Consider the following 23,289-nt stretch of genomic DNA (forward strand, 5'->3'; position numbering starts at 1 on the left):
GAAATACACCAAAACAAACCCGTGACCTCCTTCTTTTGTGTTTTTGGTGTATTTCGTGGTGCTCAATAATCCTCTCCCATGCGCTGTCCCAAGTGCACTTCCATTGAAGACAAGGTGATCGACTCGCGCATCGCGCGCGACGGCAACAACACCCGCCGCCGCCGCGAATGCCTCGAGTGCGGCCACCGCTTCACCACCTCCGAAACCCTCGTCCGCGACAGCATGGTCGTGGTCAAGCGCGACAGCCGCCAGGAGCCCTTCGACCGCGAGAAGCTCCTCCGCGCCGTCCGTGCCGCCTGCCACAAGCGCCCCGTCGACAACGAGCAGATCACGATGCTCATCGAGGACGTGATCGACGCCGTCGAGGCCCTCTACGAGAGCCAGGTGCCCACCAGCGCCGTCGGCGAACACGTCATGCAGCGCCTCCGCAAGATGGACCAGGTCGCCTACGTCCGCTTCGCCTCCGTCTACAAGGAATTCCGCGACGTCTCCGAGTTCGTCGACGAAATCAGCAGTCTTGCACCCCGCCGCGCATCCGATAATCCGAAAGCCAAGAAATGACGCGCTCGCCCCAACTGCGCCGGCTTCACTTCCTCAACGCGCTGTTCGCCCCGCTCACCGGGCACGACCTTTATCTGGCCCAGCAGATTGACGCGGCCATCACCAGCAGCCTCCCCGAGGCCGCGGAACGCGCCCCGGGCGACCCGGACTTCGTCAACGCCGCCGCCAAACTTTTCGCCCGGCTCTGTTCCGCCCGACCCGCCCACGGTTTCTTCCACTGGGATGCCGCCGCGGATGACGCCGGCGCTGCGCCGCTCTTCGCTCGCGCGGGCGTGATGCAGGGCCTGAAGCAGCTCTCCGCCTTTCCCGAATCGACGCTGCTGGTCACCAACCTCCGCGTCGCCCACTGCCCGCCGGCCAGGCGCTGGACCGAACGCCGCCGCCGCGACTACGACGACGCCCTGAGTTTCATCCGCGAACTCGCCGCCGCCCGCTCGCGCCGCGACGCAAATTTGAATCTTTTGTTTCTCTGAGTCCCCGCGGATAACGCGGATGGACGCGGATTAAATTCATCCCATCCGCGTAAATCAGCGTAATCCGCGGAGAATACCTCCCATGTCCAAAACGATTTTCCAAAAGATCATCGACCGCGAGATTCCGGCGAAGCTCGCGCACGAGGATGAGTTCTGCATCGCCATCCACGACATCGACCCCAAGGCGCCGGTGCATGTGCTGATCATTCCGAAGAAGCTCATTCCCCGCGTTGGCGCGGCCACCGCCGCCGACCAAGCTACCCTCGGTCACCTGCTGCTGACGGCCGCTGCGCTCGCGAAGAAGCTGGGCATTGCCGAGTCCGGCTACCGTATCGTGATCAACAACGGCCGCGACGGCGGAGAAACCGTACCGCACCTGCATGTGCACCTGCTCGGCCAGCGCCCCCTCGCCTGGCCGCCGGGCTGAGCGGCAGGGCGAATCCTCCGGATGAGCCGCGGCTCGTCGGGACGACTCGCCCTACCAAAGAAAGATCCCCGGGGCATTGATCGAACCACCCGCGGGGGGGTCGCCCGCTCTCCAGTTATTCGTTCTGGAGCCACGGCGACCTCGCCGTGGAATCTCAAGACCAAGCCGGAGCAAGCTCCGGGGTATTGAACCCAAAGGGAATAAAAAGCCCGCGGAATCCGCGGGCTTTATTTTTTGGAGAGCCCGGCTCCCGCCGGGCCGCGGCCCACGGGGACGTGGGCCGCTCCACTTATTTCAAATATTTCGCGAGCCAAGCGTGGACCTCGCCATACCAGTAGCGGCTGTCCTCGCCGCGCAGGATCCAGTGGCCGGCCTCGGGGAAGACGAGCAGCTTGCTCGGCACCTGCAGGCGCTGGTTCAGCGTGAACCACATGTAGGCGTTGTTCATCGGCACGCGGAAATCGAGCTCGCCGACCGAGATGAGGATGGGCGACTTGAAGCCGGTGCCCTTCGCGTGGTTGCCGGCCTGCAGTGCCGGGCTCTGCGCGCGCCACACGGGGCTGTCGCCCCAGATCGGGCCGCCGGAATTCACCTCACGCCCGAAGATGCCGTCGCTGGTGCCCCACTGCATCGTGAGGTCGGCCTCGCCGGCGTGGGAGATGATGCACTTGTAGCGCGTGGTCGTCGCCTGCAGCCAGTTGGCCAGGTGGCCGCCGTAGCTGGCGCCGCCGGCCGCGAGGCGCGTGCCGTCGATGAAGGAATATTTCTTGATGGCCTCGTCGACGGCCTGGTTGATCTCGTCCCCGGGCGTCTTGAGCGGGTCGAGCTGGATGGCGCGAGCGAATTCCTCGCCGTAGCCGGTCGAGCCGGTGTAGTCGGTCAGAATGAGAACGTAGCCCGGCTTGGCCAGCAGATCGTAGTTCCAGCGCAGCACGAAGGCATCGTGCCACATGTTCGCCGCACCGCCGTGGATGACGGCAAAGAGCGGATACTTCTTCGCCGGGTCGAAGCCGGCGGGCTTCACGATCATGCTGTGGATGTCGCGACCCTGGGCGCTTTTGAACCAGAAGTGCTCGACCGGGAGCCAGTCGATCGCCGCGGCCTTCTCGCGGTTGATCGCGGTCAGGCGCTTCGGCACGCCGTTGAACGAATAAACCTCCTGCGGATTGGTCGTGGCCTCCCACGTCCCGGTGAGGGCGTGGCCGCCCGCGTTCAGGCCGCTGATCGTGCCGGTGGCCGGCGAGGCCTCGTCGCGCACGTCGTTGCCGGCGTAGGACACCGAATGGAGCTGTTCGAGGCCGGCGTGTTCGTAGGTGAAATAGATGCGATCGGAGCCCTCGGGCGCGGCGTAGCGCGACACCGAGCGGTCGAGGTTTGCGGTGAGGATCTTCGGCTCGCCCTTGAGCGGCCAGGGAAAGCTCGCGAGTTTGCTCAGGTCATAGACCTTGCCGGCCTGCTCGGCCGAATAGGTGCACAGGAGCGTCTTGCCATCGGGCGAGAACGACAGCGAGCCGTAGCTGTGGGTGTCGTTGGTCAGGCGCGACGGCTCGCCACCGGCCGCAGGCACGGAGAAGATCTGGGTGTTCACGTTGGCGAAGGCGCCGTCGTTGCGGTTCAGCGCCGCGGTGAACACGACGGCCGAGCCGTCCGGCGCCCACTCGGCTTCCAGATTCTCGCCGCTGCTGCCGAACGGGCCGCCGAAACCGGGCGAGGCGGCGAGCTTGGTGCCGGCCAGCAGGTCGCGGGCGACCACACCGGCCTTGGCCTCCTGCACGAAGAGATGCGCCCGCTTGTCGTCCAGCCACGACATCCAGTAGCGCGGCGGGAAGGTCTCATAGGCCCGGGCATTGTATTTGCGGTCCTTGTGCTCCTTGGCGGCCTTCTTGTTGGCTTCGTCGTCCGTGGCGCCGGGATAGACCGAGCTCACGAACAGGAGCTTGCTGCCGTCGGGACTCCACTTGGGCGAGCCGGCACCCGTGGACAGCGACGTGACGCGCTCCGCCTCGCCGCCCCCGGCGAGATCGAGGACGTAGACCTGCCCCACCTCGTCGCCGTCGCGTTTGGCGGCGAAAGCCAGCTTGCGGCTGTCCGGCGACCAGACGACCCCGCTCTCGGCCGGCTTGCTGAAGGTGATGCGGCGCGCCGGCGTGTCGTCCGTCAGCGATTTGAGCCAGAGGTCGGAGACCGTCTCCTTGGCATCATAGGCCGGCTCGGTGACCCCGAACACGACCCACTTGCCATCGGGGCTGGGCACGGGCACGTCGAGGCGTTTCATGAGCCATACATCCTCGTGGGTGATGACATGTTTGGTGGGCGCCTCAGCGGCGCGGAGAAGGCCGGCCGTGCAGGCCAGCAGAGACAATACGGCGATCAATCGGATCTTCATGGGGGATGAGGATGAAGGCTAAGAACGGGCCTCAAACGTGCCATCCGCGCGTTTTGAGACGAGCTTTTTAAGCTCCAAGCCCATGAGCGCCGCCGCCACCTCGGACGAACCCAAGCCGGTGGCGGCGGTAAGCGCATCCACCCCGAGCAGGCCGCCCCCGCTGAAAGCCGCGATGACCCGCTGCTCCGTCGCGTCGAGCTGCGGCATGAGTTGCTCGAGCAGACCCGGCTGGCCTTCCGTGGTGATGGCTCGTGGACGCAAGCCATCGAGGTAATTCAGCTCGTTGAGAATGTCGTCGACACCGGTAAACAGCGTCGCCCCGTCGCGGATGAGCTGGTGGCAGCCCGCGCTGCTGGGCTGGTCGATGCGGCCCGGCACGGCGTAGATGAGCCGGCCCTGCTCGCCGGCGAAACGCGCGGTGATCATCGCCCCGCCGGCCACGTCGCTCTCCACCACCACGATGGCTTCGCACATGCCCGAGACGACGCGGTTGCGCATCGGAAAGGTCTGCTTGTCCGCCTTGCGGCCGAAGGGAAACTCCGAGAGCACGGCGCCGGTCTCGGCGATCTGGCGGTAGAGCCCGAGGTTCTCGGGCGGATAGACGATGTCGATGCCGCACCCCAACACCGCGGCGGTCTTGCCGCCCACCGACAGAGCGCCCTCGTGCGCCGCCGTGTCGATGCCCCGCGCCAAGCCGCTCACCACGCAGAAACCCAGCCGGGCGAGATCGGCGCCGAGTTTCTTCGCCACCGACTGGCCGTAGAGCGTCGTGCGCCGGCTGCCCACGACGGCGATGCACGGTTGCTCAAACAGGTAGCCGCCTTTCCGATAGAGCCCGATGGGCGGATCGTGGATTTCCTTGAGCAATTTCGGATAGCCCTCGTCGCGCGCGGTGATGAAGGTTGCGCCGGCCTTGGCCAGCCGCTCCTCCTCCTTCGCGAGGTCAAAATGCCTCCGCCAGTTGACCAGCGCATCGCTCGTCTCCGGGCCGACGCCGCGCACCGACTCCAGCCGGCGCTTGGGGGCCGCGAGGATGTCGCGCGGGTCGCTCCCGAACTCCTCAAGGAGCCGGTGGAGCGTGACGGGCCCGATGTTGGGCAGGTCGTTCAGGACCATGAAGGCCTGTCGCTCGGTCAATGTGTCTGCCATGGCGTGGGTTTGAGCGCCGGCCCGAGCTGCTCCAGGATTTCCGAAGTTTCTACGGTGACCTGGCCGTAAGCGCGAGCCAGTAAATCGGCCGCGCGGCCATGCCAGACCACGCCCCGGCAGGCGGCCAGCCCGTGATCCCCCGGCGCCTGCGCCAGTAGCCCGCCGATCAGGCCGGCCAGGATGTCGCCGCTGCCCCCGCGCGCCAGCACCGGCCCGCCAAAGGGGCTGTGGTAGATCTTCTTGCCGTCGGTGACGCGGGTCAGCGGCCCCTTCAGCACCAGCACGCCCTGCGGCGCGGTGAAATTGCCGTCGGTGAAAAGCGCCGGCGCAATGCGTTCGAACTCGCCGGCGTGCGGCGTGCCGATGAAGGGCTTGCTGAGCACGCGAGCCACCACCTCCGGCCGCAACGCATCCGCATCCAACACCAGCGGCACTTTCGCCTCGCCCACCAGGTGCGCGGCCAGACCGAGCGTCTCGGCCTCCGCGCCCATCCCCGGGCCGACCAGCATCGCGGTGCCTTTCGCCGCGCGCGCCTGCACCAGTTCCGCCGTCCCCGCCGCCAGGCCACCCGCGGCGGTGACAGGACAGCCCACCCACATCACCTCCGGGTGGCGGGCGGCGTATTCCGGGGCGAACTTCTCCGGCACGAAGGCCGTGACCAGCCCGGTGCCGCTGCGCAGGGCCGCGCGCGCCGCCATGATCACGGCGCCGGGATAACTGTGCGAGCCGCCGACCACGAGCAGGTGGCCGAAGGTACGCTTGTCCGACTGCGCCGGGCGCAATTCGACCAATGGTTTCAACAGTTGCTCGATCAGTATCCGCTCGGTCGCGTCGGGCGCCGAGGCCTCCTGCAGCAGGCCGATGTCCACGTAGCGCAGCCGGCCGACCACCGCGTTGTTTCGCGGCAAAAGCACGGGATATTTCACGCTGCCCGTCGCGTAGGTGAAGTCGGCGCGGAACGGGACCGACGCGCTGTTTTCGCCGACCCCGCTCGGCAGGTCGACGGCCGCGCGGAAGCGGATGCCGTCATGCGTGTTGACCTGCGCGAGGAGGCGAGCGACGGCCGCATCCATCGGGGGGCGGAACTGAAAACCGAAAATCCCGTCGAGGCAGAGGGCGTATTCCTGGTCCGCCGCCAGTGCCTGCCCGGCCGGGAGAATCTGCACGCGCTCCGGCGCCTGCTCCCGCAGCCAGTCGAGCGCCCGGCCGGCCAGCGGTCGCAATTCCCCTGCGCCGAAGGCCAGCACGACGACCGCCCGGGTGTCCGGTCGCTCGTAGAGGATCGCGCGCGCGGCCAGCAGGGCGTCGCCGCCGTTATGGCCCTTGCCCGCCAGCACCAGGATGCGTCCGTGGACGGGCAGGCCGCCGATCTCCTTGTAGTCGTCGAGCACGGAGAGCGCGACCTTCGCCCCGGCTTCTTGCATGGCCGACCACTCCAGCGACTCGTCCGTGAGCCGGGCCTTCTCCCACGCCCGGGCCTCGGCGCACGTGAGGACCGGATGGGACGCGGGCAAGGACATGGCGACACGTTACGGTGCGCGCGGCTCCGGAAAAAGCCTATTCCTCAGTGACTAACCGGGGTGAAGGCCTTTAGTTCCGGTTTCGGCAAGTCCACGGGCATAGATCTTATATCAACCTTAAGCCGTGATTTATCAGTCGGCACACGTTCGTGCTCGAGCGGGTTCCCTATCCGCGACACACTCCACTGAACCGGCATGGGCTTGAAAAAAAGAAACGGATGTTCTGGTGACTCAGCCTTTAGATCTGTGTCTGCCACCATGCATGTCTCGGGGTCACTCACATAGATCAGCGCAAACGAAGAGCCACTGCCTTCGATAAATTCCGGCTCCGGGATACTACGAAACCGCACCTTTCCATTCACGCGGGTTGCCTCGAAGAAATAGGAATAGGATCGATAACCCTGATCCCAATAAGCGAACTGCGCCTTCCCATCCTTCCATCCAGCATGCTCAGACCAGACCGCGAATAATTCCGGCATTCCCTCCCAATCCACATTGTCCGCCAGGCCCACCGCATGAAGCTTGGATTCGACTACCACTGGAGCAACTGACGGAGCCGGGTCGGGCTGATGCTGAGTGAACGTAAAGGCCAACGATACCAGAAGAAGCAGCCCACCGATCAGGCCGACTTTATTGGCCGGAATGGTGCGACTGTCAGTCGAGTTCATGCCTAGGCCTGCTTCACCAGCGCCGCGACCGCCATCGCGTGCGAGTCGATGTGCGACAGCGAGAGCCAGACATGCGTGGCGCCGACCTGCGCGAGCAGCGCCGTGGCCTTGGCGTCGAGCCGCACGAGCGGCTCCTTGCGCGAACCGTGGTAAACCGACACCGAGGTCCAATCCAAATGCTCGCCGATCCCGGTGGTGAAGCACTTCGACACGGCCTCCTTGGCGGCCCAGCGGGCCGCGTAGTGCTTGTGCGGGTATTTCAGGCTGTTGCAGTAGGCCTGTTCCTCCTCGGTGAAGATGCGTTTCAGGAAGCGCTCCCCGTGCTTCTCCAGCACCTTCTTGATGCGCTCGGTCTCGATGAGGTCGCAACCAAGGCCGATCAGGACGCCGCCGGGGGGAAGAGTGATCATGATTTTGGCACCACGAAATACACGAAACACACCAAAGAAGGAAGTACGGGGATCATGTTTTCGTGTATTTGGTGTATTTCGTGGTGACCGGTTTTCACGGATTCATCAGCGCCTTCATCGTGCGCACCGCCTCGTCGAGCCCGGTGGACAAAGCACGGCTAATGATGCTGTGGCCGATGTTGAGCTCGTGCAGGTGCGGGATGGTGCGGACTTCCGCGATGTTGACGTAATTGATGCCGTGGCCGGCGTTGACGACCAACCCGGCAACGTGGGCGAGCCGGGCGCCGGCGACGAGGCGGGCGAACTCGGCGGCACGACCGGCGGCGTAGTAGGCGTTGGCGTAGGCGCCGGTGTGCAACTCCACCCAAGGAGCCGTCAATCTGGCTGACATCTCGATCTGCGCCGGATCCGGGTCGATGAAGAGGCTGGTCTTGATGCCGGCGGCGTTCATGGCGTCGGTCACGCGAGCGACCTTGTCGCGGTGTTTCACGACGTCGAGCCCGCCCTCGGTGGTGATTTCCTCGCGGCTCTCGGGCACGAGGCAGACGGAGTGCGGCTTCAACTTGAGCGCGAACTCGGTCATGGCCGGCGTGCAGGCCATCTCAAGGTTGAGCCGGGTGGTCTTCGACCGACCGAGGCGCAGGACGTCCTCGTCCTGGATGTGGCGGCGATCCTCCCGCAGGTGGACAGTGATGCCGTCGGCGCCGGCCTTTTCGCACCGGAAGGCCAGTTCGACCGGATCGGGCTCGATGGCGCCGCCATGGGTGGCCCCGGCCGACCGGTAGCGGGCCTGGCGCAGCGTGGCTGCGTGGTCGATGTTGACACCGAGCAGGATCATGAAGCCTGGAACATACCGAAATGTGGAAAGCTGGAAATCAGGAAATACAGTGCCCGGGGTTGTTTCTTACTTCCTGTTTTCCTGAGTTCCACATTTTCTACCTGCATGTCCGTCCCCGCTCCCAAGGCCAAGCCCGAGAATTTATTGCTCAACCTGGCCTGCAATGTGGCCCTGCCGACCGCCATCATGAGCTGGGCCAGCGGCGACCGGGCGCTCGGGCCCAAGTGGGGCCTGCTGGTGGCGCTGATTTTCCCGCTGGGCTACGGCCTCCACGATTTCCTCCGGCGCCGGCGGTTCAACTTCATCTCGGCCATCGGCTTTGTCAGCGTGCTGATCACGGGCGGCTTCGGGCTGATGCAGCTCGATGGCTTCTGGTTCGCCGTGAAGGACGGCGTCCTCCCGGCGCTCATCGGTCTGGCCGTGCTGGCGTCGATGAAGTCGAAGGAACCGCTGGTGCACGAGCTGCTCTACAATCCGCAGGTCATCGACGTTGAGCGGGTGGCGGCGGAACTGGCCGCCCGCGGCAACGAAGCCGGCTTTGACCGGCTGATGCGCTCGTCGAGCTATTGGATCGCCAGCGCGATGCTGATCAGCGCCGGGCTGAACTACGGTTTCGCCCGCGCCATCATCAAGAGTCCGCCGGGCACCGAGGCCTTCAACGGGGAACTGGCGAAGATGCACTGGGTCAGCCTGCTGGGGTTATCCGTGCCCACCATGGCCATGATGCTGTATGCGCTGTGGCGGCTCTTCAAGGGCATCGGGCAGCTGACCGGGCTGACGGTCGATGAAATCCTGCGCCAGCCGCCGGAACAAAAGACAGAAAAACCCGCTGACCCTGATGGAGGGCCCGTCTCCTGACGGGCCGCGGTCCATGAGGACGTGGACCCTCCCTAGCCGCGTTTCCCGGCCGGCACGTAGTCGCGCTTGGCGGGGCCGACGTAGATCTGGCGCGGGCGGTAGATCCGGCCCTTCGGGTTCGAGGCGACCTCGCGCCAGTTGGCGATCCAGCCCGGCGAACGGCCGATGGCGAACATGACGGTGAACATGTTCGTCGGGATGCCGAGCGCGCGGAAAATAATGCCGGAGTAGAAGTCCACGTTCGGGTAGAGCTTGCGCGAGATGAAGTAGTCGTCCTTGAGCGCGGCCTGTTCAAGGTTGTGGGCGATGTCGAGCAGCGGATCGGACTTGCCGAGCTTCTTCAGCACGAGGCCGCAGGCCTCGCCGATGACCCGGGCGCGCGGGTCGAAGTTGCGGTAGACGGCGTGGCCAAACCCCATCAGGCGGTTGCTCTTGCTGCCGCCCTTGGCGGCGGCGATGAAGCGGGTGCCGTCATCGCCCTCGTCGTGGATGGACTGCAGCATCTGCATGACAGCGACGTTGGCGCCGCCATGGAGCGGGCCGGAGAGAGCGTTGACGCCGGCGGCGAGCGAGGTGAAGAGGTTCGCGCCGCTGGAACCGACCATGCGCACGGTCGAGGTGCTGCAATTCTGCTCGTGGTCGGCGTGCATGAGCAGGATGAGGTTCAGCGCCTTGGTGACCTCGGGGATCTCCACGTAGTCCTTGTAGGGCTCCGAGAACATCATGTGCAGGAAGTTCTCGCAGAACGGCAGGTCCTTCGGGTGCATGAACGGCAGGCCCCGCGAGTGGCGGTAGATCAGGGTGCCGAGGGTGCGGATCTTCGAGATGGCCAGCGCGGCCGCGAGATCGAAGTTCTGCAGGTCCTTCTCAAAGTTGTTCGTGGCAAGGGCCGGGTAATACGCCGCGAGGGCGCCGACCAGCGACGACAGCATGCCCATCGGCGGGGCGTCCTTGGGGAAACCCTCGAAGAGCCGCTGCATCTGCGGCTCGATGTGGGCGTTATCCCGCAGCAGGTCGCCGAACTTTTGCCGCTGCGAGGCGGTCGGGAGCTCGCCGTAGATGACGAGGTAGGCGGTCTCGACGAACTCCGACTGGGCGGCCAGCTGCTCGATCGGGTAACCGCGGTGGCGAAGGATGCCGTTGTCGCCGTCGAGGAACGTCACCTGACTTTCGCAGGAGCCGGTGTTACCGTAGCCCTGGTCGTAGAAGATGTAGCCGGTGTCCTTGCGGAGGTTGCGGGCGTCAATCGCCTGTTCCCCTTCAGTGCCGGTCATCACCGGGTAGGTCACTTCCTTGTCGTCGATCTTGATGAGGGCGTTCTTGGCGGCCATGGTGGGGAGAGTAGAAAAAAGAGCAGAAATCAGGCCCGTTGCAAAGCAAAGCCGCGGGTTTTTGCGGACCGGCGGGCGGGCATTAGGCGGGCGGATCAGGCCCATGAAAAACCCGTTGGCTGCCCGTAATGTGTCCGGTTTCTTGGTGGAACCCGACCTCCGGGCGGATTGGTCCGGCGCACGTCCTGAAACCCGCCCGGAGGTCGGGTTCCACCTTCCTGGTTCAATTCGCCTGCAGGGGCGGCACGGCAAAATCGCTGGCGGGAAACGTCTCGTTCAAGACCACCTGCTCAAAGTTCAGGGTGACGATCCGGCCGCTTTTCTCGCGGTTGCTGACCTTGCGCGCAAACCGGATGCCATTGACGAACATCTCACCCTCCTCGCGGATCTCGACGCCGGCCTCGGTCTCGGTCTTGACCAGCCGGGCGGTGGCCTTGTCATAGTAACGGGTGAGCACGATGTTGTCGCTGTAGCTGAACACCAGCTTCACGCAGGCGAGGCCGTCCACGGTCGCATCGCCGCCCACCGTCACGGAACCGCGCAGCTTCTCGATGCCCCGGAGGAAATTGAGGTTGTCCCACGCCTGCGCCCGCAGGCGTTTGGTCTGGGTCGCATCCAGCAGGGTGAGCTGCCACTGCGTGGGATTCTTGGGGTTGGTGCGCTTCTGCCAGGCATCGTAGTCATCGAGCGCCAGCACCTCGATGAGTTCGGGGCTGGTGAAGGTGAAGCGCTGCTGCATCGGCTTCTGGAAGATGACGTCCATCGCCCGGCTGACCGTCCGGTCCACCAGCACGGCCTTGTCTGTCTCGGAAGGAACCTTCTCCGTGACCTCGATCGTGCCGACGAAGTGGACGCTCGTCACCCCCTGCAGGGCGCTCTCGCTGCCCAGGCGGGCGCGGGCGCGGGCGATCCATTGTTCGGCGGTCTGGGCGGTGGCGGGCAGGACAGCGCCCAACAGGGCGGCAACAGCCAGGACGAGACGGGCTTTCATGGGGTGGTTTGACAGTAGAATTGGGGGCGGGTGCCCCTGTGCGCAACGGGAAACTACTCCCATTCGATGGTCGCCGGGGGCTTGGAGCTGATATCGAGCACCACGCGACTGACCCCCCGCACCTCGTTGGTGATGCGGCTGGAAATCTTCTGCAACAGGTCGGGCGGCAGCCGCGCCCAATCGGCGGTCATGGCGTCGATGCTCTCCACGATGCGGAGGGCGATGACGTAGTCGTAGGTGCGCTCGTCGCCGAAGACGCCCACGGTCTTGACGGGCAGGAACACGGCGAAGGACTGCCAGACCTTCCAGTAATGACCGGACTTCATCATCTCCTCCTGCAACACCGCGTCGGCGTTGCGGAGGATTTCCAGTTTGTCGGCGGTGATGTCGCCCATCACCCGGACGCCGAGGCCGGGGCCCGGGAACGGCTGGCGCCAGACGACCTCGCGCGGCAGGCCGAGCGCGGCGCCGACCTGGCGCACCTCGTCCTTGAAGAGCTCGCGCAGCGGCTCGATCAGCCTGAGCTTCATGCGCGCGGGCAGGCCGCCGACGTTGTGATGTGTCTTGATCAGCGAGGCGGGATTGCCCGCGATAGAAACCGACTCGATGACGTCCGGATAGAGGGTCCCCTGCCCCAGGAACTGGGCGCCGCCGATGGACTTCAGCGACTTTTCAAAGACCTCGACGAAGGTGCGGCCGATGATCTTGCGTTTGGTCTCCGGCTCGGTGACGCCCTTGAGGCGTTTGAGGAAGAGCGGTGTCGCGTCCACGACGCGCAGGTCGATCTTGAAATTCCGCTGGTAGAGCGCCTCGACGTAGGCGCGCTCGTCCTTGCGCAGGAGACCGTTGTCCACGAACACGCAGGTGAGCTGCTTGCCGATGGCCTTGTGCAGCAGCGCAGCCGCGACGGAGGAATCGACGCCGCCGGAGAGGCCGAGCAGCACGCGGGACCTGCCAACCTTGGCGCGGATGTCGGCAACGGCGTGGGCGATGAAGTCCTTGGTCGTCCAGTCCTGCTTCGCGCCGCAGACGCGGACGAGGAAGTTGCGAATCATGTCCACGCCGCGCTCGGTGTGGAAGACCTCTGGGTGGAACTGGATGCCGTAGAAGCGACGCTTGGGATCCTCGATGCCGGCGAAAGGCGAGTTGTCGGAAACGGCCGTCGCCACGAAGCCCGGCGGCAGCCGGGTGAGCTTGTCGCCGTGCGAGTTCCAGATGCGGAGTTTTTTGGGCAGGCCGGCGAAAAGTTTGCCGGGTTTCTTGATGGTGAGGTGGCCGTGACCGTATTCGCGGGCCTTGCTGAGGGCGACCTTGCCGCCGAGGAAGTGCCCCATCAGCTGGACCCCATAGCAGATGCCCAACACGGGCACGCCGAGTTTGAATATCTCGGGATCGGGGTGCGGGGCCGTCTTCGCATAGACGCTCTGCGGGCCGCCGGAAAGAATGATGCCCACGACGCCCTCCTCGCGGAGCTTGGCCGCCGGCGTGCTGAAGTGGTAGATCTTCGAGTAGACCTGGCATTCGCGGATGCGCCGCGCAATGACCTGGGTGAGCTGGGAACCGAAATCGAGAACAGCAATTGTCTGCGCCATGCGGGAAACTGGGAGGGTTTTTGACCGAAAGAAACCAAAAAATTACCTCACCCCGCCAGCAAGTCCAGCGCCCCCGCCAGCACGCGCACCCCCTGGGCGATTTCCTCCGGGGCGGTGTATTCGTCCGGCCGGTGGCTGATGCCGTCCTTCGAGGGCACAAAGATCATCGCCGTGGGGCAGACCTGGGCCATGAACAGCGAGTCGTGGTAGGCCCGGCTGATCATCCGCTGGCAGGGCAGGCCCAGGGCCGCCGCGGCCTGCTCCACCGCCGTGACGATATGCGGCGCACAGGTGGCCGGCGGGTCGGCGTTGATCAACTGCTCCTTGAAGCCGCAGCGCCGGCGCTCCGCCGCCGCCTTGGCGGCCGTGCGGATAACCGCCAGCACGCCATCGCGTCGGGCACCGTCAATGTCGCGCACGTCGATCTCGAGCCGCACCTCGCGCGGAATGCTGTTCACCGCGCCGGGCAGCACCTGCACCAGGCCGCAGGTGGCGACGGTATCACGGCTCTGGGTGGCCAGCGCCGCCTGTTCGACCGCCTGCATGATCTCGGCGGCCGCCAGTGACGGATCGTGCCGGTCCGGCATGAGCACCGTGCCGGCGTGACCGCCCGGGCCGGTCAGGTCGACACGCAGCGCCGCGGGCGCGGCGATGGCCGTGACCACGCCGATGGGCATTTTCTTCGACTCCAGCAAGGGGCCCTGCTCGATGTGCAGCTCGACAAAGGAGTCGTAACAGCCCGGCGTCAGCCGCGTGCTTTCCAGCGTGCCGTGCATGTAGGCCTGGGCGCAGACGTCGTCCACGGACAGCCCCTGCGGGTCGCGCAGGCTGTCGATCTTCTGCCGCGAGAGTGTGCCGGCCATCAGCCGGCTACCGAGGCAGCCCAAGCCGAAGCGCGTGGGTTCCTCCGCCGTGAACATGACCAGCTCGATCGAACGCCGCGGCCGGCGGCCCGCCCGCTGCAACGCACGGATGGCCTCCAGCCCGCCGAGAACCCCGACCACGCCGTCGAAGCGCCCGGCATTGGGAATGGCGTCGATGTGCGAACCGGTGGCAACCGGCGCCGCCGCGGGATCCGTGCCCGGCCAGCGGGCAAAGGTGTTGCCGACGGCATCCTCGCGCACGACCAGGCCGGCATCCGCATAAAGCAGCTTCAGCCATTCGCGGGCCCGCAGGTCCACCGAGCTGAACAGCACGCGTGTCACCGACGGATAGGGCGTGTCGGAGACATGCGCGAGATACTCGATCTCGTCGGTCAGCCGCTTGGTGTCGATCGACAGGCTCATGGGGAAAGGGACGGCGTGGTCGCCACCCCTTCCCTAGCAGGTGCAATGCCGGGTCCGGCCGGAAACCGGCCCGGCCTTTAATGTAGGGTCGGCGCTTGCCGCCGGACCGCGCTGCACTCACAGAACGGTCCGCCGGCCAGCGGCGACCCTACATTACCTTGTATCAACGCGACTAGCGACCGATCCAGACCTTGATGCGGGCCTCGAGCACGGCGAGGGGCAGCGCGCCTTCCATGAGGATCTGGTCGTGGAATTCCTTGATGTCGAACTTCGGACCGAGCTGCTTCTCGGCCAGGGTGCGCAGCTCGCGGATCTTCAGCTGGCCCATCTTGTAACCCAGCGCCTGGCCGGGCCAGGACATGTAACGCTCGATCTCGGCGATCTGCACCTCCGGCTTGCCACCCTCGGCCTCGGCGCCGTATTGCAGGGCCTGCTCGCGCGTCCAGCCCTTGGCGTGCAGGCCGGTGTCAACCACCAGACGGACGGCCCGGTGCATGTCGCCGAACAGCATGCCGAGGTATTGGTAGGGGTCGGCATACATGCCGAGCTCCTTGCCGATGCTCTCGGTGTAGAGGGCCCAGCCCTCGACGTAGGCGTTGTTGGCGTCGTAACGGCGGAACTTCGGCAGGCCGGTGTTCTCAAGCGTGAGGGAGATCTGGAAATGGTGGCCCGGGATCGCCTCGTGCAAGAACAGGTCCTCCATGCGCGGCGTGCGGAACTTCACCGGGTTGACGATCGGCACGTAGAAGATGCCGGGGCGCGAGCCGTCGGCGGTGCCGGCGCTGTATTCGGCCGAGGCGGTGGCCGCGCGGAATTTCTCGGTGGCGCGGATCTCAAACCTGGTGCGCGGCAGGTGGCCGAAGAATTTCGGCACGGTGGCCATCACGCGCGCCTCGATGGCGCGATAGCCTTCGAGCACCTCCTCGTCGGTCTTGTAAGGCGCGAATTTCGGGTCGGTGGCGACGAAGTTGAGGAACTCCGGCAACGTGCCCTTGAAGCCGACCTGGGCCTGCACCTTCTCCATCTCGCCTTTGATGCGGGCGACTTCCTTCAGGCCGATCTCGTGGATCTGCTCGGGGGTGAAATCGGTGGTCGTCTGGAGCCGGACGGAATAGGCGTAGGCCTCCTTGCCGCCGGGCAGCGCGCCAATGCCGGCGGTGGCGCGGCACCTGGGCAGGTATTCGTCGCGGATGAACGCGTGCAGCCGCGCATAGGCCGGCAGCATGACGGTGCGGATGCCGGCGGCATACTCGGCGGCCAGGGCGTCGCGTTCCGCCGGGGCGAGCCCGGCCGGCAGCTTCTTCAGCGGGTTGAACAGGATGTTGGTGTCGGCATCGTCCGCCATCAATGGCACCAGTTGCGGCAGCACGCGCTCCATCAGGATGCGCGGCTGGACGACGCCCTTGGCCATGCCCTCGCGCATGTTGGCGATGGCGGTGTCCACCCAGGCGCTGAAGCCGCGGGCGCGGCTGAGGAAGTTCCGGTAGTCCTGCGCGGTTTTGAAGGGATGCACATAGGCCCCCGAGGCCATCTGCGCGAAGGTGAGCGTCGGGCAGCTGAACTGGTTGACGGGCAGCAGCGCGTAAATCTGCTTCGTGCCCGCCAGCCGGGTCGTGAGCGTCCACTTCAGCGTGTCGTAGCTGAGCTGGTCGGTGGCCGAGAGCTTGGCGCGGTCGAACCTGGCCAGCCCGGCGAGATACTTGGCGCACATGGCCGCGACCTTCGCGCGGTGCTCGGCCCCGATGTCGACGGGCCACACGGCCTCGTAGCGGGGATCGTTGTCGCCATTGACGGCGGCATCGACGGGGAACAGGGCGAGGTAATCCTCATAGTAATCGTTGAGCACCGTCTGGAACGGCGAAAGGGCGCCGGTGGCATGGGCGACACCGGCGGCAAACAGGCACAGGGACAGGGACAGGGACAGGAGGAGACGTTTGAGCATGGGGAGGGATTCTTTATTAACCACGGATTACATGAATGGGCACGGATAAATTCACGGGCATGTCATTCTGAGCGGAGCGAAGAATCCAGCAGGGTGTTCGGGGCGAGCATGGTTCTGGATCCTTCGCTTCGCTCAGGATGACAAACAGCGAATATCTCATCCGTGTTAATCCGTGCAATCAGTGGTCAAAAAATCAGAACTTCAGCCGGGTGTTGGTATGGCCGCACTTCGGGCACGGGGCCGTGCCGGTGCCGGTCTTCTCCGTGTAGAGATGGTCGCAGCGGATGCAGTGGAACGTGATCTTGCGGCGCTGGGAATCGTAGAACGCCCGGTCGCGCCGGTCGTAATAGATCCAGAGCGCCCCGAACACCCCCAGCACGAGCAGGCCGTAGAGGACGACATGGAGGGTGATGTCAGGCGGCGTGACCACGGCAGGAACCTCACATGAAGCCGCCCCGAGGCCAAGGGGAAATGCAGCTGAGGTGGTCCGGTTGTAGGATCGCCGCTCGTCGGCGGACCGCGAACGGGAAACGATGCCCGCAAGTGGTCGCGGCCCGTCGACCAGCGACGGCCCTACATTACGATCAAGAAATAAAAAACGCGCCGGCGGTGAAGCCGGCGCGCTGAGAGTAGAATGAAAGGGCGGTTGAGGGCAACCGCCCCTACCCGATTCAGGCTTTCGGAGCCTCGGGAGCGGCTTCGGTCGCCGGGGCGGCGGCCTTGGCCTTCTTGGCCCCCTTCTTCTTTGCACCCTTGGACTTCTTGTAGCCCTGGTCGTCGGCGCCGACGAACTCGATGATCGCCATCTCGGCGGCGTCGCCGATGCGCTGCGGGCCGAGCTTGTAGATGCGGGTGTAGCCGCCGGAACGCTTGGCGAACTGGGCCGCCTTCTCGTTGAAGAGGAGCGTGACGGCACCCTCGTCGCGGATGTCCTTGAGGGCCATGCGGCGGAGGTGGAGGGCGTCGGCCTTGACGGTCGCCGCCGCGGCGTTCTTCGCCTTGGTGATGACCTTCTCAATGAAGGGGCGGAGGGCCTTGGCCTTGGTCAGCGTGGTCTCGATGCGACCGTGCTTGATCAGGCTGGCGCCCATGTTGGAGAGCATCGCCTTGCGGTGCTCGCGGGTGACGCCGAGGGAGGCGTGGTGTTTATTGTGACGCATTGGGTTTGGTAGTTATCGGTCCCCGATCGGCAATCCGGTCGCAGCGTTGGGCGGCAGCGGACGGCGCGAGGACTGAATTAAGTAAGAGGGATGAAGGAAGAAACAGGAGGAGGGAATTTCTTCCTTCCTCCTTCTTAATTCTTACTTCCGGTTAAGCTTCCTTCTTGGTGTCGAGGAGGCGCTCGTCGAACTTCATGCCCAGCGACAGGCCGAGGGCTTCGAGCTTCTCCTTGATCTCGTTGAGGGACTTCTTGCCGAAGTTGCGGTATTTGAGCATCTCCTGCTCGGTCTTCATGGCCAGCTCGCCGACGGTGGTGATGTTGGCGTTGTTCAAGCAGTTCGCCGCGCGGACGGAGAGCTCGATCTCGTTGACCGACATGTTGAGGAGCTTGCGGAGCTTGTTCTGCTCCTCGGAGACCTCGGCGGCCTGGCTCTCGAACTCGTAGGCCTCCTGCGAGACGCGGTCGAACACGTCAAGGTGGTGCTTGAGGATCGAGGCGGACTGCTTGAGGGCGTCGTCCGGGGTGATGCGGCCGTCCGTCCAGACCTCGAGCACGAGCTTGTCGTAATCGGTGATCTGGCCGACGCGGGTGTTCTCGACGGCGTAGCGGACGAGGCGGACCGGGGAGAAGAGCGAGTCGATGGCGATGACGCCGATGGCCTGGTCTTCCTTCTTGTTGCTCTCGCCGGGGCAGTAGCCGCGGCCGGTCTTGATCTCGATGTCGGCCTCGAAGGTGCGCTTGTGGTCGAGGGTGCAGATCAGCTGGTCCGGGTTGACGATCTTGATGTTGGCGTCGGCCTGGATGTCGGCGGCGGTGACGGCGCCCTCGCGGTTGACCTTGAGGTGGAGCTTCACGGCCTCGCGCTTCTCGGAGACGATGAGGATCTTCTTCAGGTTGAGGACGATGTCGGTGACATCCTCGACGACGCCGTCGATGGACTGGAACTCGTGGTTCACGCCCTCGATCTTGATCGAGCTGATGGCGCTGCCCTCGATGGAGCTGAGCAGGACGCGGCGGAGGGAGTTGCCGACGGTGTGGCCATAGCCGGCCTCAAAGGGCTCGGCGATGAACTTGGCGTAGGTGGGCGTGGCGCCCTCCTCGACCTTGGTGAGCTTGGAGGGAATTTCGAACTTTCCGAGACGCTTGGGCATGGGAGGCGGAGTTTTAAGTTTTAAGGAAAAAGGTTTAAGCGAACTGACGGAAACCAGGCGTTAGAAACGCGAGTAGTATTCGACGATGAGCTGTTCGTTGATGGAGGGTTCCATCTCGTCGCGGGTGGGCAGGCGGGTGACGGTGCCCTTGAGGGCCTCGTCGTTGCGGGTGAGCCAGCCGGGGACGACGCGGGCGCGGTTTTCCTCGATGGCGCGGGTGGCCAGCTGGCGGGAGGAGTTGACGGCCTTCATCTCGACCTCGTCGCCCTGGACGACGGTGTAGCTTGCGATGTCGACCTTCTTGCCGTTGACGCGGACGTGGCCGTGGTTGACGAGCTGGCGGGCGGCGGCGCGGCTCTTGGCGAAGCCGAGGAGGTAGACGACGCTGTCGAGGCGGGTCTCGAGGAGCTGCAGGAAGCGCTCGCCGGTGACGCCGCGCTCGCGCTTGGCGATGGCGAACGTGCGGCGAAACTGGCGCTCGAGCAGGCCGTAGATGAAGCGGAGCTTCTGCTTCTCGGCGAGGCCGACGGCGTATTCGGAGAGCTTGCGGCGCGACTTCGGGCCGTGCTGGCCGGGCGGGAAATTGCGGCGCTCGAGCACCTTCGCCGAGCCAACGATGTATTGGCCGAAGCGGCGGCTGATGCGGGTGGAAGGTCCAGTATAACGGGCCATGGGATTAGGGATTTAAAATTTGAGATGTGAGATCTGAGATTGCCCAAAGGGCCTCAGACGCGACGGCGCTTGCGCGGACGGCAGCCGTTGTGCGGCACCGGGGTGACGTCGATGATGGAGGAGATCTCGAGGCCGATGGCCTGGAGGCCGCGGATGGCGGAGTCGCGACCGAGGCCGGGACCGCTCACGCGGATCTGCACTTCCTTGAGGCCGTGCGCCATGGCGTTGCGGGCGGCATCCTGCGCCACGACCTGGGCGGCGTAGGCGGTGGACTTGCGCGAACCGCGGAAGTTGCACTTGCCGGCCGAGGACCAGGAGATGACGTTGCCCTTCGCGTCCGTGATGGAGACGATGGTGTTGTTGAAGGTCGCCGCGATGTTCGCGATGCCGGAGGTGATGTTCTTCGAACCCTTGGCCTTGCGGACCTTGACGGCGAGGAGCTCCTCCTTGAGGAGGTCTTCCGCGGTGACGGCCTTCGGCACGCCTCCGACGAGCTCGACGGGCTTGGTCGCGGCGGCCGGAGCGGCGGCGGCCTCGCCCTCAGCGGCGGGCTTGGCGGCCTTCGGGGCCTTGGCGGGCCTGGCCTCGGCGGCGGGGGCAGCAGCGCCGTCGACGGCGGGAGCAGCCTTCTTGGGCTTTTCTTTCTTGGGCGCGGATTTCTCTTCGGACATGGAGATGGTGATTGGAGATTAGACTTCCTTGGCCTTGGTGACGCCAACGGTCTTGCGCGGGCCCTTGCGGGTGCGGGCGTTGGTGCTGGTGCGCTGGCCGCGGACGGGCAGGCTGCGGCGGTGGCGGATGCCGCGGTAGCAATTGATGGCCTGAAGGCGCTTGAGGTTGCCGGCGATGTCGCGGCGGAGATCGCCCTCGACCACCCATTTGTTGTCGGTGATCACGTGCAGGATCTTGTTCAGCTGCTCCTCGGACAGGTCCGAGGCGCGCATGTTGGCATCGAGACCGGCGGTCGCGATGATGAGGTCGGCCCGGGCCGGACCAATACCGTAGATATACCGGAGGGAATATCCGATTTTCTTTTTGGCGGGGAGTTCAACGCCGAGGAGACGAGGCATAAGTGGAGGTTAGTTGAGAGTTGGTTGTTTGAGAGTGAGAGAGGGAAAATTTTCAGGTGGCGCGCGGAATCGTGAGGATCTCGGGGCCGGAATCGGTGGTGAGCACGGTGTGTTCGAAGTGGGCGGAGGGCTGCCCGTCGGTGGTGACGATGGTCCACCCGTCGCCGAGGGTGCGGACCGCGGGTCCGCCCAGGTTGACCATGGGTTCGATGGCGAGCGTCATGCCGGGCTTGATCTTCTCGCCGGAGTTTTTCCGGCCGAAGTTCGGGATCTGCGGCTCCTCGTGCATCTGCCGGCCGACCCCGTGGCCGACCATTTCGCGGACGATGCCGAAGCCGTGGGCCTCGACGTAGGTCTGCACGGCATGGGAGATGTCGCCGATCCGGTTGCCGACCGCCGCCTGTTTGATACCCAGGTGGAGGGCCGCCTCGGTGACTTGCAACAGCTCGGCCACGCGGGGGGCGATGGCGCCGACCGGGACCGTGACGGCGTTGTCGCCGATGTAGCCGTTGTATTCAATCGTGACGTCGACCGAGATGATGTCGCCGTCGCGCAGGATGCGCTTGAGGGAGCCGATGCCGTGGACGACCTCTTCGTTGACCGAGAGGCAGGTATAGGCGGGATAGGGACGCCCGGAGCCGTGCTTGTAACCGTAGGGCGCGCTGCGCGCGCCAAACGAGGAGATGAGATCGCGGCCGATTTGGTCCAAGTCGTAGGTCGTGATACCGGGCCGGACCTGCGCCTTCAGCCGCGCGAGAATCGTCGCGGCGATGGCACAGGCTTCGCGCATCCGCCTGATCGCTTCCGGATTTTTGATCGGGATCATCAGGCGGCGGCGGGAAGGGCTCCGCGGAGGAGCCCCGAAGTGCGGTAGTAGGTGACGACGGGTTCCGCCGAAAGCGGATCGAGCGCGAAGCAGCCGGTGAGGGTTTCACCGCGGGCTTCGAGCCACTCGTCGAACACCAACGCTTGGAGCAGCGTAGCCGGGAAGCCTTCGAGAAGGAATCCCGCATCGGGTTTGCGCGCCCAGAACCACTTGCGCAGGAGCGCAAGGTGCAGCTGGTTTAGGTCCCGCGGAAGGGCGGAACGGGTGCGTCGCGAAATCTCCTGTTGCACCAGGGAAGCAGGAGAGACGTGCTCAAGATTCAAAGAACGGCCTTGGAGAAGCAGACCCGCGAAGTGCGGGCCGGATGGACCAAGGAGAAGGAACTGGGCTTTCGCCGGGGCGAAAGTCGAAAGGGGGCTGGAGTGTTCAGTCCCTTTCACCGAAGTAAAGGGTTAAAGAACGCGGTGCTTGATGGCCCAGGCGACCAAGCCAATCACCAATATAACCACCATGACGGTAGTGAGTTGCATCACCGACTTGTCGCTGGCGGCTTCGCCCAGGGCGACGTTGGCGGAGGTGCTGCGGCCCCGGATGCGGCCCTTCTTCAGGAAGCCGTCATAGTGGCGCTGCAGCAGGAAGGTTTCGATCTGGCGCATCGTGTCCAAGATGACGCCGACGGTGATCAGCATGCCGGTGCCGCCGAAGAAATAAGCGACGCGCGGCGGGACCTTGAGTTGGTAGAGCAGGCCGTCCGGGATGATCGCGATCACGGTCAGGAAGATCGCGCCGGCCAGCGTCAGGCGCGTCATGATGAAATCGAGGAAGCTCGCGGTCGGCTCGCCCGGGCGGACGCCGGGGATGTAGCCGCCGTATTTCTTCAGGTCGTCGGCGATCTGGATCGGCTTGAACATGACGGACACCCAGAAATAGCTGAAGAAGAGGATGAGCAGCGCCAGGCCGATGTAGTGGATCGAATAGCCCGGCAGCAGGTTGTTGGAGAACTCGACGAGGAACGGCAGGTTGAGCGCCGCCCCGGCCTGCGACATGATCGTCTGCGGGAAGAGCAGGATGGCGTTGGCGAAGATGACCGGCATGACGCCCGAGTAATTGACCTTGAGCGGCAGGAAGGAGCTCTGGCCGCCGTAGACCTTCTGGCCGACGACGCGCTTGGCGTATTGCACCGGGATCTTCCGCTGGCCCTGGGTGATGGCGATGATGAGCATCGTCACGACGACGAAGAGGGTGAGCATCATGACGCCCTGCGGCAGGCCAAGCTTGGCGACGCCGACCGGGGCGAAGAAGAGCTGGTAGGTCGCGATCGCCGCGTTCGGAACGTCGGCGAGAATGCCGACGGTGATGAGCAGCGAGACGCCGTTGCCGATGCCGCGCTGGGTGATCTGCTCGCCCAGCCACATCAGCAGCATGGTGCCCGCGGTCATGTAGATGACCGAGAAGATCAGGAACATCCAGTGGCTCATGATCACGATGGTCCCGTAGTGGTTCACATCGAAGCCGGCGAAGAGCTTGCCCGGGTTCTCGAGGGTGAAGACCAGCAGCACGCCCTGGATCAAGCAGATGGCCACCGTGAGGTAGCGGGTGTATTGCGTCAGCTTCTGGCGGCCGACGTCGCCTTCCTGCTGCAGGCGGCTGAGCGCCGGCACGACCGCGGTCATCAGCTGGAAGATGATGGACGCGCTGATGTAGGGCATGATGCCCAGGGCGCAGATGGCGCCCTTCACGAGCGCGCCGCCCGTGAACATGTTGTAGAGGCCGACGAGGCCGCCGCCGCCGTTGGCCGTCTGCTCTTCAAAGAATTTCTGCAGCGGCAGCGGATCGATGCCGGGCAGCGGGATGTGCGCACCCACCCGGGCCACGAAGAGCAGGCCGAGCGTGTAGAGGATCCGCGAGCGGAGCTCGGGGATCTTCATGGAGTTGGCGAAGGCGGAAAACATTGGGGAAGAGAACGGACAGCGAGC

24 protein-coding genes are annotated in these 23,289 nt (G+C 65.0%); 4 read left to right on the top strand and 20 right to left on the bottom strand.

Annotation, left to right across the window (positions count from 1 at the left end):
* Positions 1-78 precede the first annotated feature (78 nt).
* The 3 genes from nrdR to BLU29_RS03960 all read left to right on the top strand — a co-directional run bounded on the left by nrdR (position 79) and on the right by BLU29_RS03960 (position 1,461).
* Complete coding sequence (gene nrdR, locus BLU29_RS03950) at positions 79-561, top strand: transcriptional regulator NrdR (protein ID WP_091055318.1); 483 nt, start codon at positions 79-81, stop codon at positions 559-561.
* Entirely contained in the window at positions 558-1,034 is a 477-nt protein-coding gene (locus BLU29_RS03955; protein ID WP_091055320.1) for a hypothetical protein, read from the top strand. The genes nrdR and BLU29_RS03955 overlap by 4 nt, the downstream gene beginning before the upstream one ends.
* An 82-nt stretch (positions 1,035-1,116) precedes the next feature.
* Entirely contained in the window at positions 1,117-1,461 is a 345-nt protein-coding gene (locus BLU29_RS03960) for a histidine triad nucleotide-binding protein (protein WP_091055322.1), read from the top strand.
* A gap of 289 nt (positions 1,462-1,750) precedes the next feature.
* Here the strand turns inward: BLU29_RS03960 and BLU29_RS03965 are convergent, their stop codons facing one another.
* From BLU29_RS03965 to BLU29_RS03990, 6 genes are all read right to left on the bottom strand, one after another.
* Positions 1,751-3,847 (bottom strand): S9 family peptidase, encoded by a 2,097-nt coding sequence (locus BLU29_RS03965; protein ID WP_091055324.1) that lies wholly within the window; start codon positions 3,845-3,847, stop codon positions 1,751-1,753.
* Between the two features lie 18 nt (positions 3,848-3,865).
* Positions 3,866-4,996 (bottom strand): DNA-processing protein DprA, encoded by a 1,131-nt coding sequence (dprA, locus tag BLU29_RS03970; protein ID WP_091055325.1) that lies wholly within the window; start codon positions 4,994-4,996, stop codon positions 3,866-3,868.
* On the bottom strand, positions 4,981-6,516 hold the full coding sequence (locus BLU29_RS03975; protein WP_231962305.1) for an NAD(P)H-hydrate dehydratase: 1,536 nt from the start codon (positions 6,514-6,516) through the stop codon (positions 4,981-4,983). Before BLU29_RS03975 ends, dprA begins: the two co-directional genes overlap by 16 nt.
* A 44-nt stretch (positions 6,517-6,560) precedes the next feature.
* On the bottom strand, positions 6,561-7,184 hold the full coding sequence (locus BLU29_RS03980; protein WP_091055327.1) for a hypothetical protein: 624 nt from the start codon (positions 7,182-7,184) through the stop codon (positions 6,561-6,563).
* Between the two features lie 2 nt (positions 7,185-7,186).
* A complete protein-coding gene (acpS, locus tag BLU29_RS03985; protein WP_231962306.1) occupies positions 7,187-7,594 on the bottom strand; it encodes a holo-ACP synthase in 408 nt (135 codons plus the stop codon).
* Positions 7,595-7,688: 94 nt separating this feature from the next.
* Complete coding sequence (locus tag BLU29_RS03990; RefSeq protein ID WP_091055328.1) at positions 7,689-8,432, bottom strand: pyridoxine 5'-phosphate synthase; 744 nt, start codon at positions 8,430-8,432, stop codon at positions 7,689-7,691.
* 105 nt (positions 8,433-8,537) lie between these two features.
* Here BLU29_RS03990 and BLU29_RS03995 point away from each other — a divergent pair, with 105 nt between their 5' ends.
* Positions 8,538-9,290, top strand: coding sequence for a VC0807 family protein (locus BLU29_RS03995; protein WP_197677761.1), 753 nt, complete (start codon positions 8,538-8,540; stop codon positions 9,288-9,290).
* Between the two features lie 32 nt (positions 9,291-9,322).
* Here BLU29_RS03995 and BLU29_RS04000 read toward each other — a convergent pair whose 3' ends face one another.
* The 14 genes from BLU29_RS04000 to secY all read right to left on the bottom strand — a co-directional run bounded on the left by BLU29_RS04000 (position 9,323) and on the right by secY (position 23,265).
* A complete protein-coding gene (locus tag BLU29_RS04000) occupies positions 9,323-10,621 on the bottom strand; it encodes a citrate synthase (RefSeq protein WP_091055330.1) in 1,299 nt (432 codons plus the stop codon).
* A gap of 223 nt (positions 10,622-10,844) precedes the next feature.
* Positions 10,845-11,612, bottom strand: coding sequence for a hypothetical protein (locus BLU29_RS04005; protein ID WP_091055332.1), 768 nt, complete (start codon positions 11,610-11,612; stop codon positions 10,845-10,847).
* A gap of 53 nt (positions 11,613-11,665) precedes the next feature.
* A complete protein-coding gene (guaA, locus tag BLU29_RS04010; RefSeq protein WP_091055333.1) occupies positions 11,666-13,204 on the bottom strand; it encodes a glutamine-hydrolyzing GMP synthase in 1,539 nt (512 codons plus the stop codon).
* Positions 13,205-13,251: 47 nt separating this feature from the next.
* Entirely contained in the window at positions 13,252-14,490 is a 1,239-nt protein-coding gene (locus BLU29_RS04015) for a M20 family metallo-hydrolase (RefSeq protein ID WP_091055335.1), read from the bottom strand.
* A 172-nt stretch (positions 14,491-14,662) separates the two neighbouring features.
* Positions 14,663-16,432, bottom strand: a complete 1,770-nt coding sequence (locus BLU29_RS04020; RefSeq protein ID WP_091055336.1) for a DUF885 domain-containing protein — start codon at positions 16,430-16,432, stop codon at positions 14,663-14,665.
* Between the two features lie 193 nt (positions 16,433-16,625).
* Entirely contained in the window at positions 16,626-16,862 is a 237-nt protein-coding gene (locus BLU29_RS04025) for a hydrogenase nickel incorporation protein HypA (protein ID WP_172830201.1), read from the bottom strand.
* A gap of 241 nt (positions 16,863-17,103) precedes the next feature.
* Positions 17,104-17,592 (bottom strand): 50S ribosomal protein L17, encoded by a 489-nt coding sequence (gene rplQ / locus BLU29_RS04030; RefSeq protein ID WP_091055338.1) that lies wholly within the window; start codon positions 17,590-17,592, stop codon positions 17,104-17,106.
* A gap of 151 nt (positions 17,593-17,743) precedes the next feature.
* A complete protein-coding gene (locus BLU29_RS04035) occupies positions 17,744-18,745 on the bottom strand; it encodes a DNA-directed RNA polymerase subunit alpha (RefSeq protein ID WP_091055340.1) in 1,002 nt (333 codons plus the stop codon).
* A 60-nt stretch (positions 18,746-18,805) separates the two neighbouring features.
* Positions 18,806-19,417, bottom strand: a complete 612-nt coding sequence (gene rpsD / locus BLU29_RS04040; RefSeq protein WP_091055342.1) for a 30S ribosomal protein S4 — start codon at positions 19,415-19,417, stop codon at positions 18,806-18,808.
* Between the two features lie 53 nt (positions 19,418-19,470).
* Positions 19,471-20,088: a 30S ribosomal protein S11 gene (gene rpsK, locus BLU29_RS04045; protein WP_091055343.1), complete on the bottom strand. Its 618-nt coding sequence runs from the start codon at positions 20,086-20,088 to the stop codon at positions 19,471-19,473.
* Between the two features lie 18 nt (positions 20,089-20,106).
* Positions 20,107-20,487 (bottom strand): 30S ribosomal protein S13, encoded by a 381-nt coding sequence (gene rpsM / locus BLU29_RS04050; RefSeq protein WP_091055345.1) that lies wholly within the window; start codon positions 20,485-20,487, stop codon positions 20,107-20,109.
* 52 nt (positions 20,488-20,539) lie between these two features.
* Positions 20,540-21,313: a type I methionyl aminopeptidase gene (map, locus tag BLU29_RS04055; RefSeq protein ID WP_172830202.1), complete on the bottom strand. Its 774-nt coding sequence runs from the start codon at positions 21,311-21,313 to the stop codon at positions 20,540-20,542.
* Positions 21,313-21,603, bottom strand: coding sequence for a hypothetical protein (locus BLU29_RS04060; protein ID WP_091055348.1), 291 nt, complete (start codon positions 21,601-21,603; stop codon positions 21,313-21,315). Before BLU29_RS04060 ends, map begins: the two co-directional genes overlap by 1 nt.
* A 162-nt stretch (positions 21,604-21,765) precedes the next feature.
* Positions 21,766-23,265, bottom strand: coding sequence for a preprotein translocase subunit SecY (gene secY, locus BLU29_RS04065; protein ID WP_091055350.1), 1,500 nt, complete (start codon positions 23,263-23,265; stop codon positions 21,766-21,768).
* Positions 23,266-23,289: the final 24 nt, after the last annotated feature.

The organism is Opitutus sp. GAS368, assembly GCF_900104925.1.
In the GTDB taxonomy this organism is placed as follows: Bacteria; Verrucomicrobiota; Verrucomicrobiia; order Opitutales; family Opitutaceae; genus Lacunisphaera.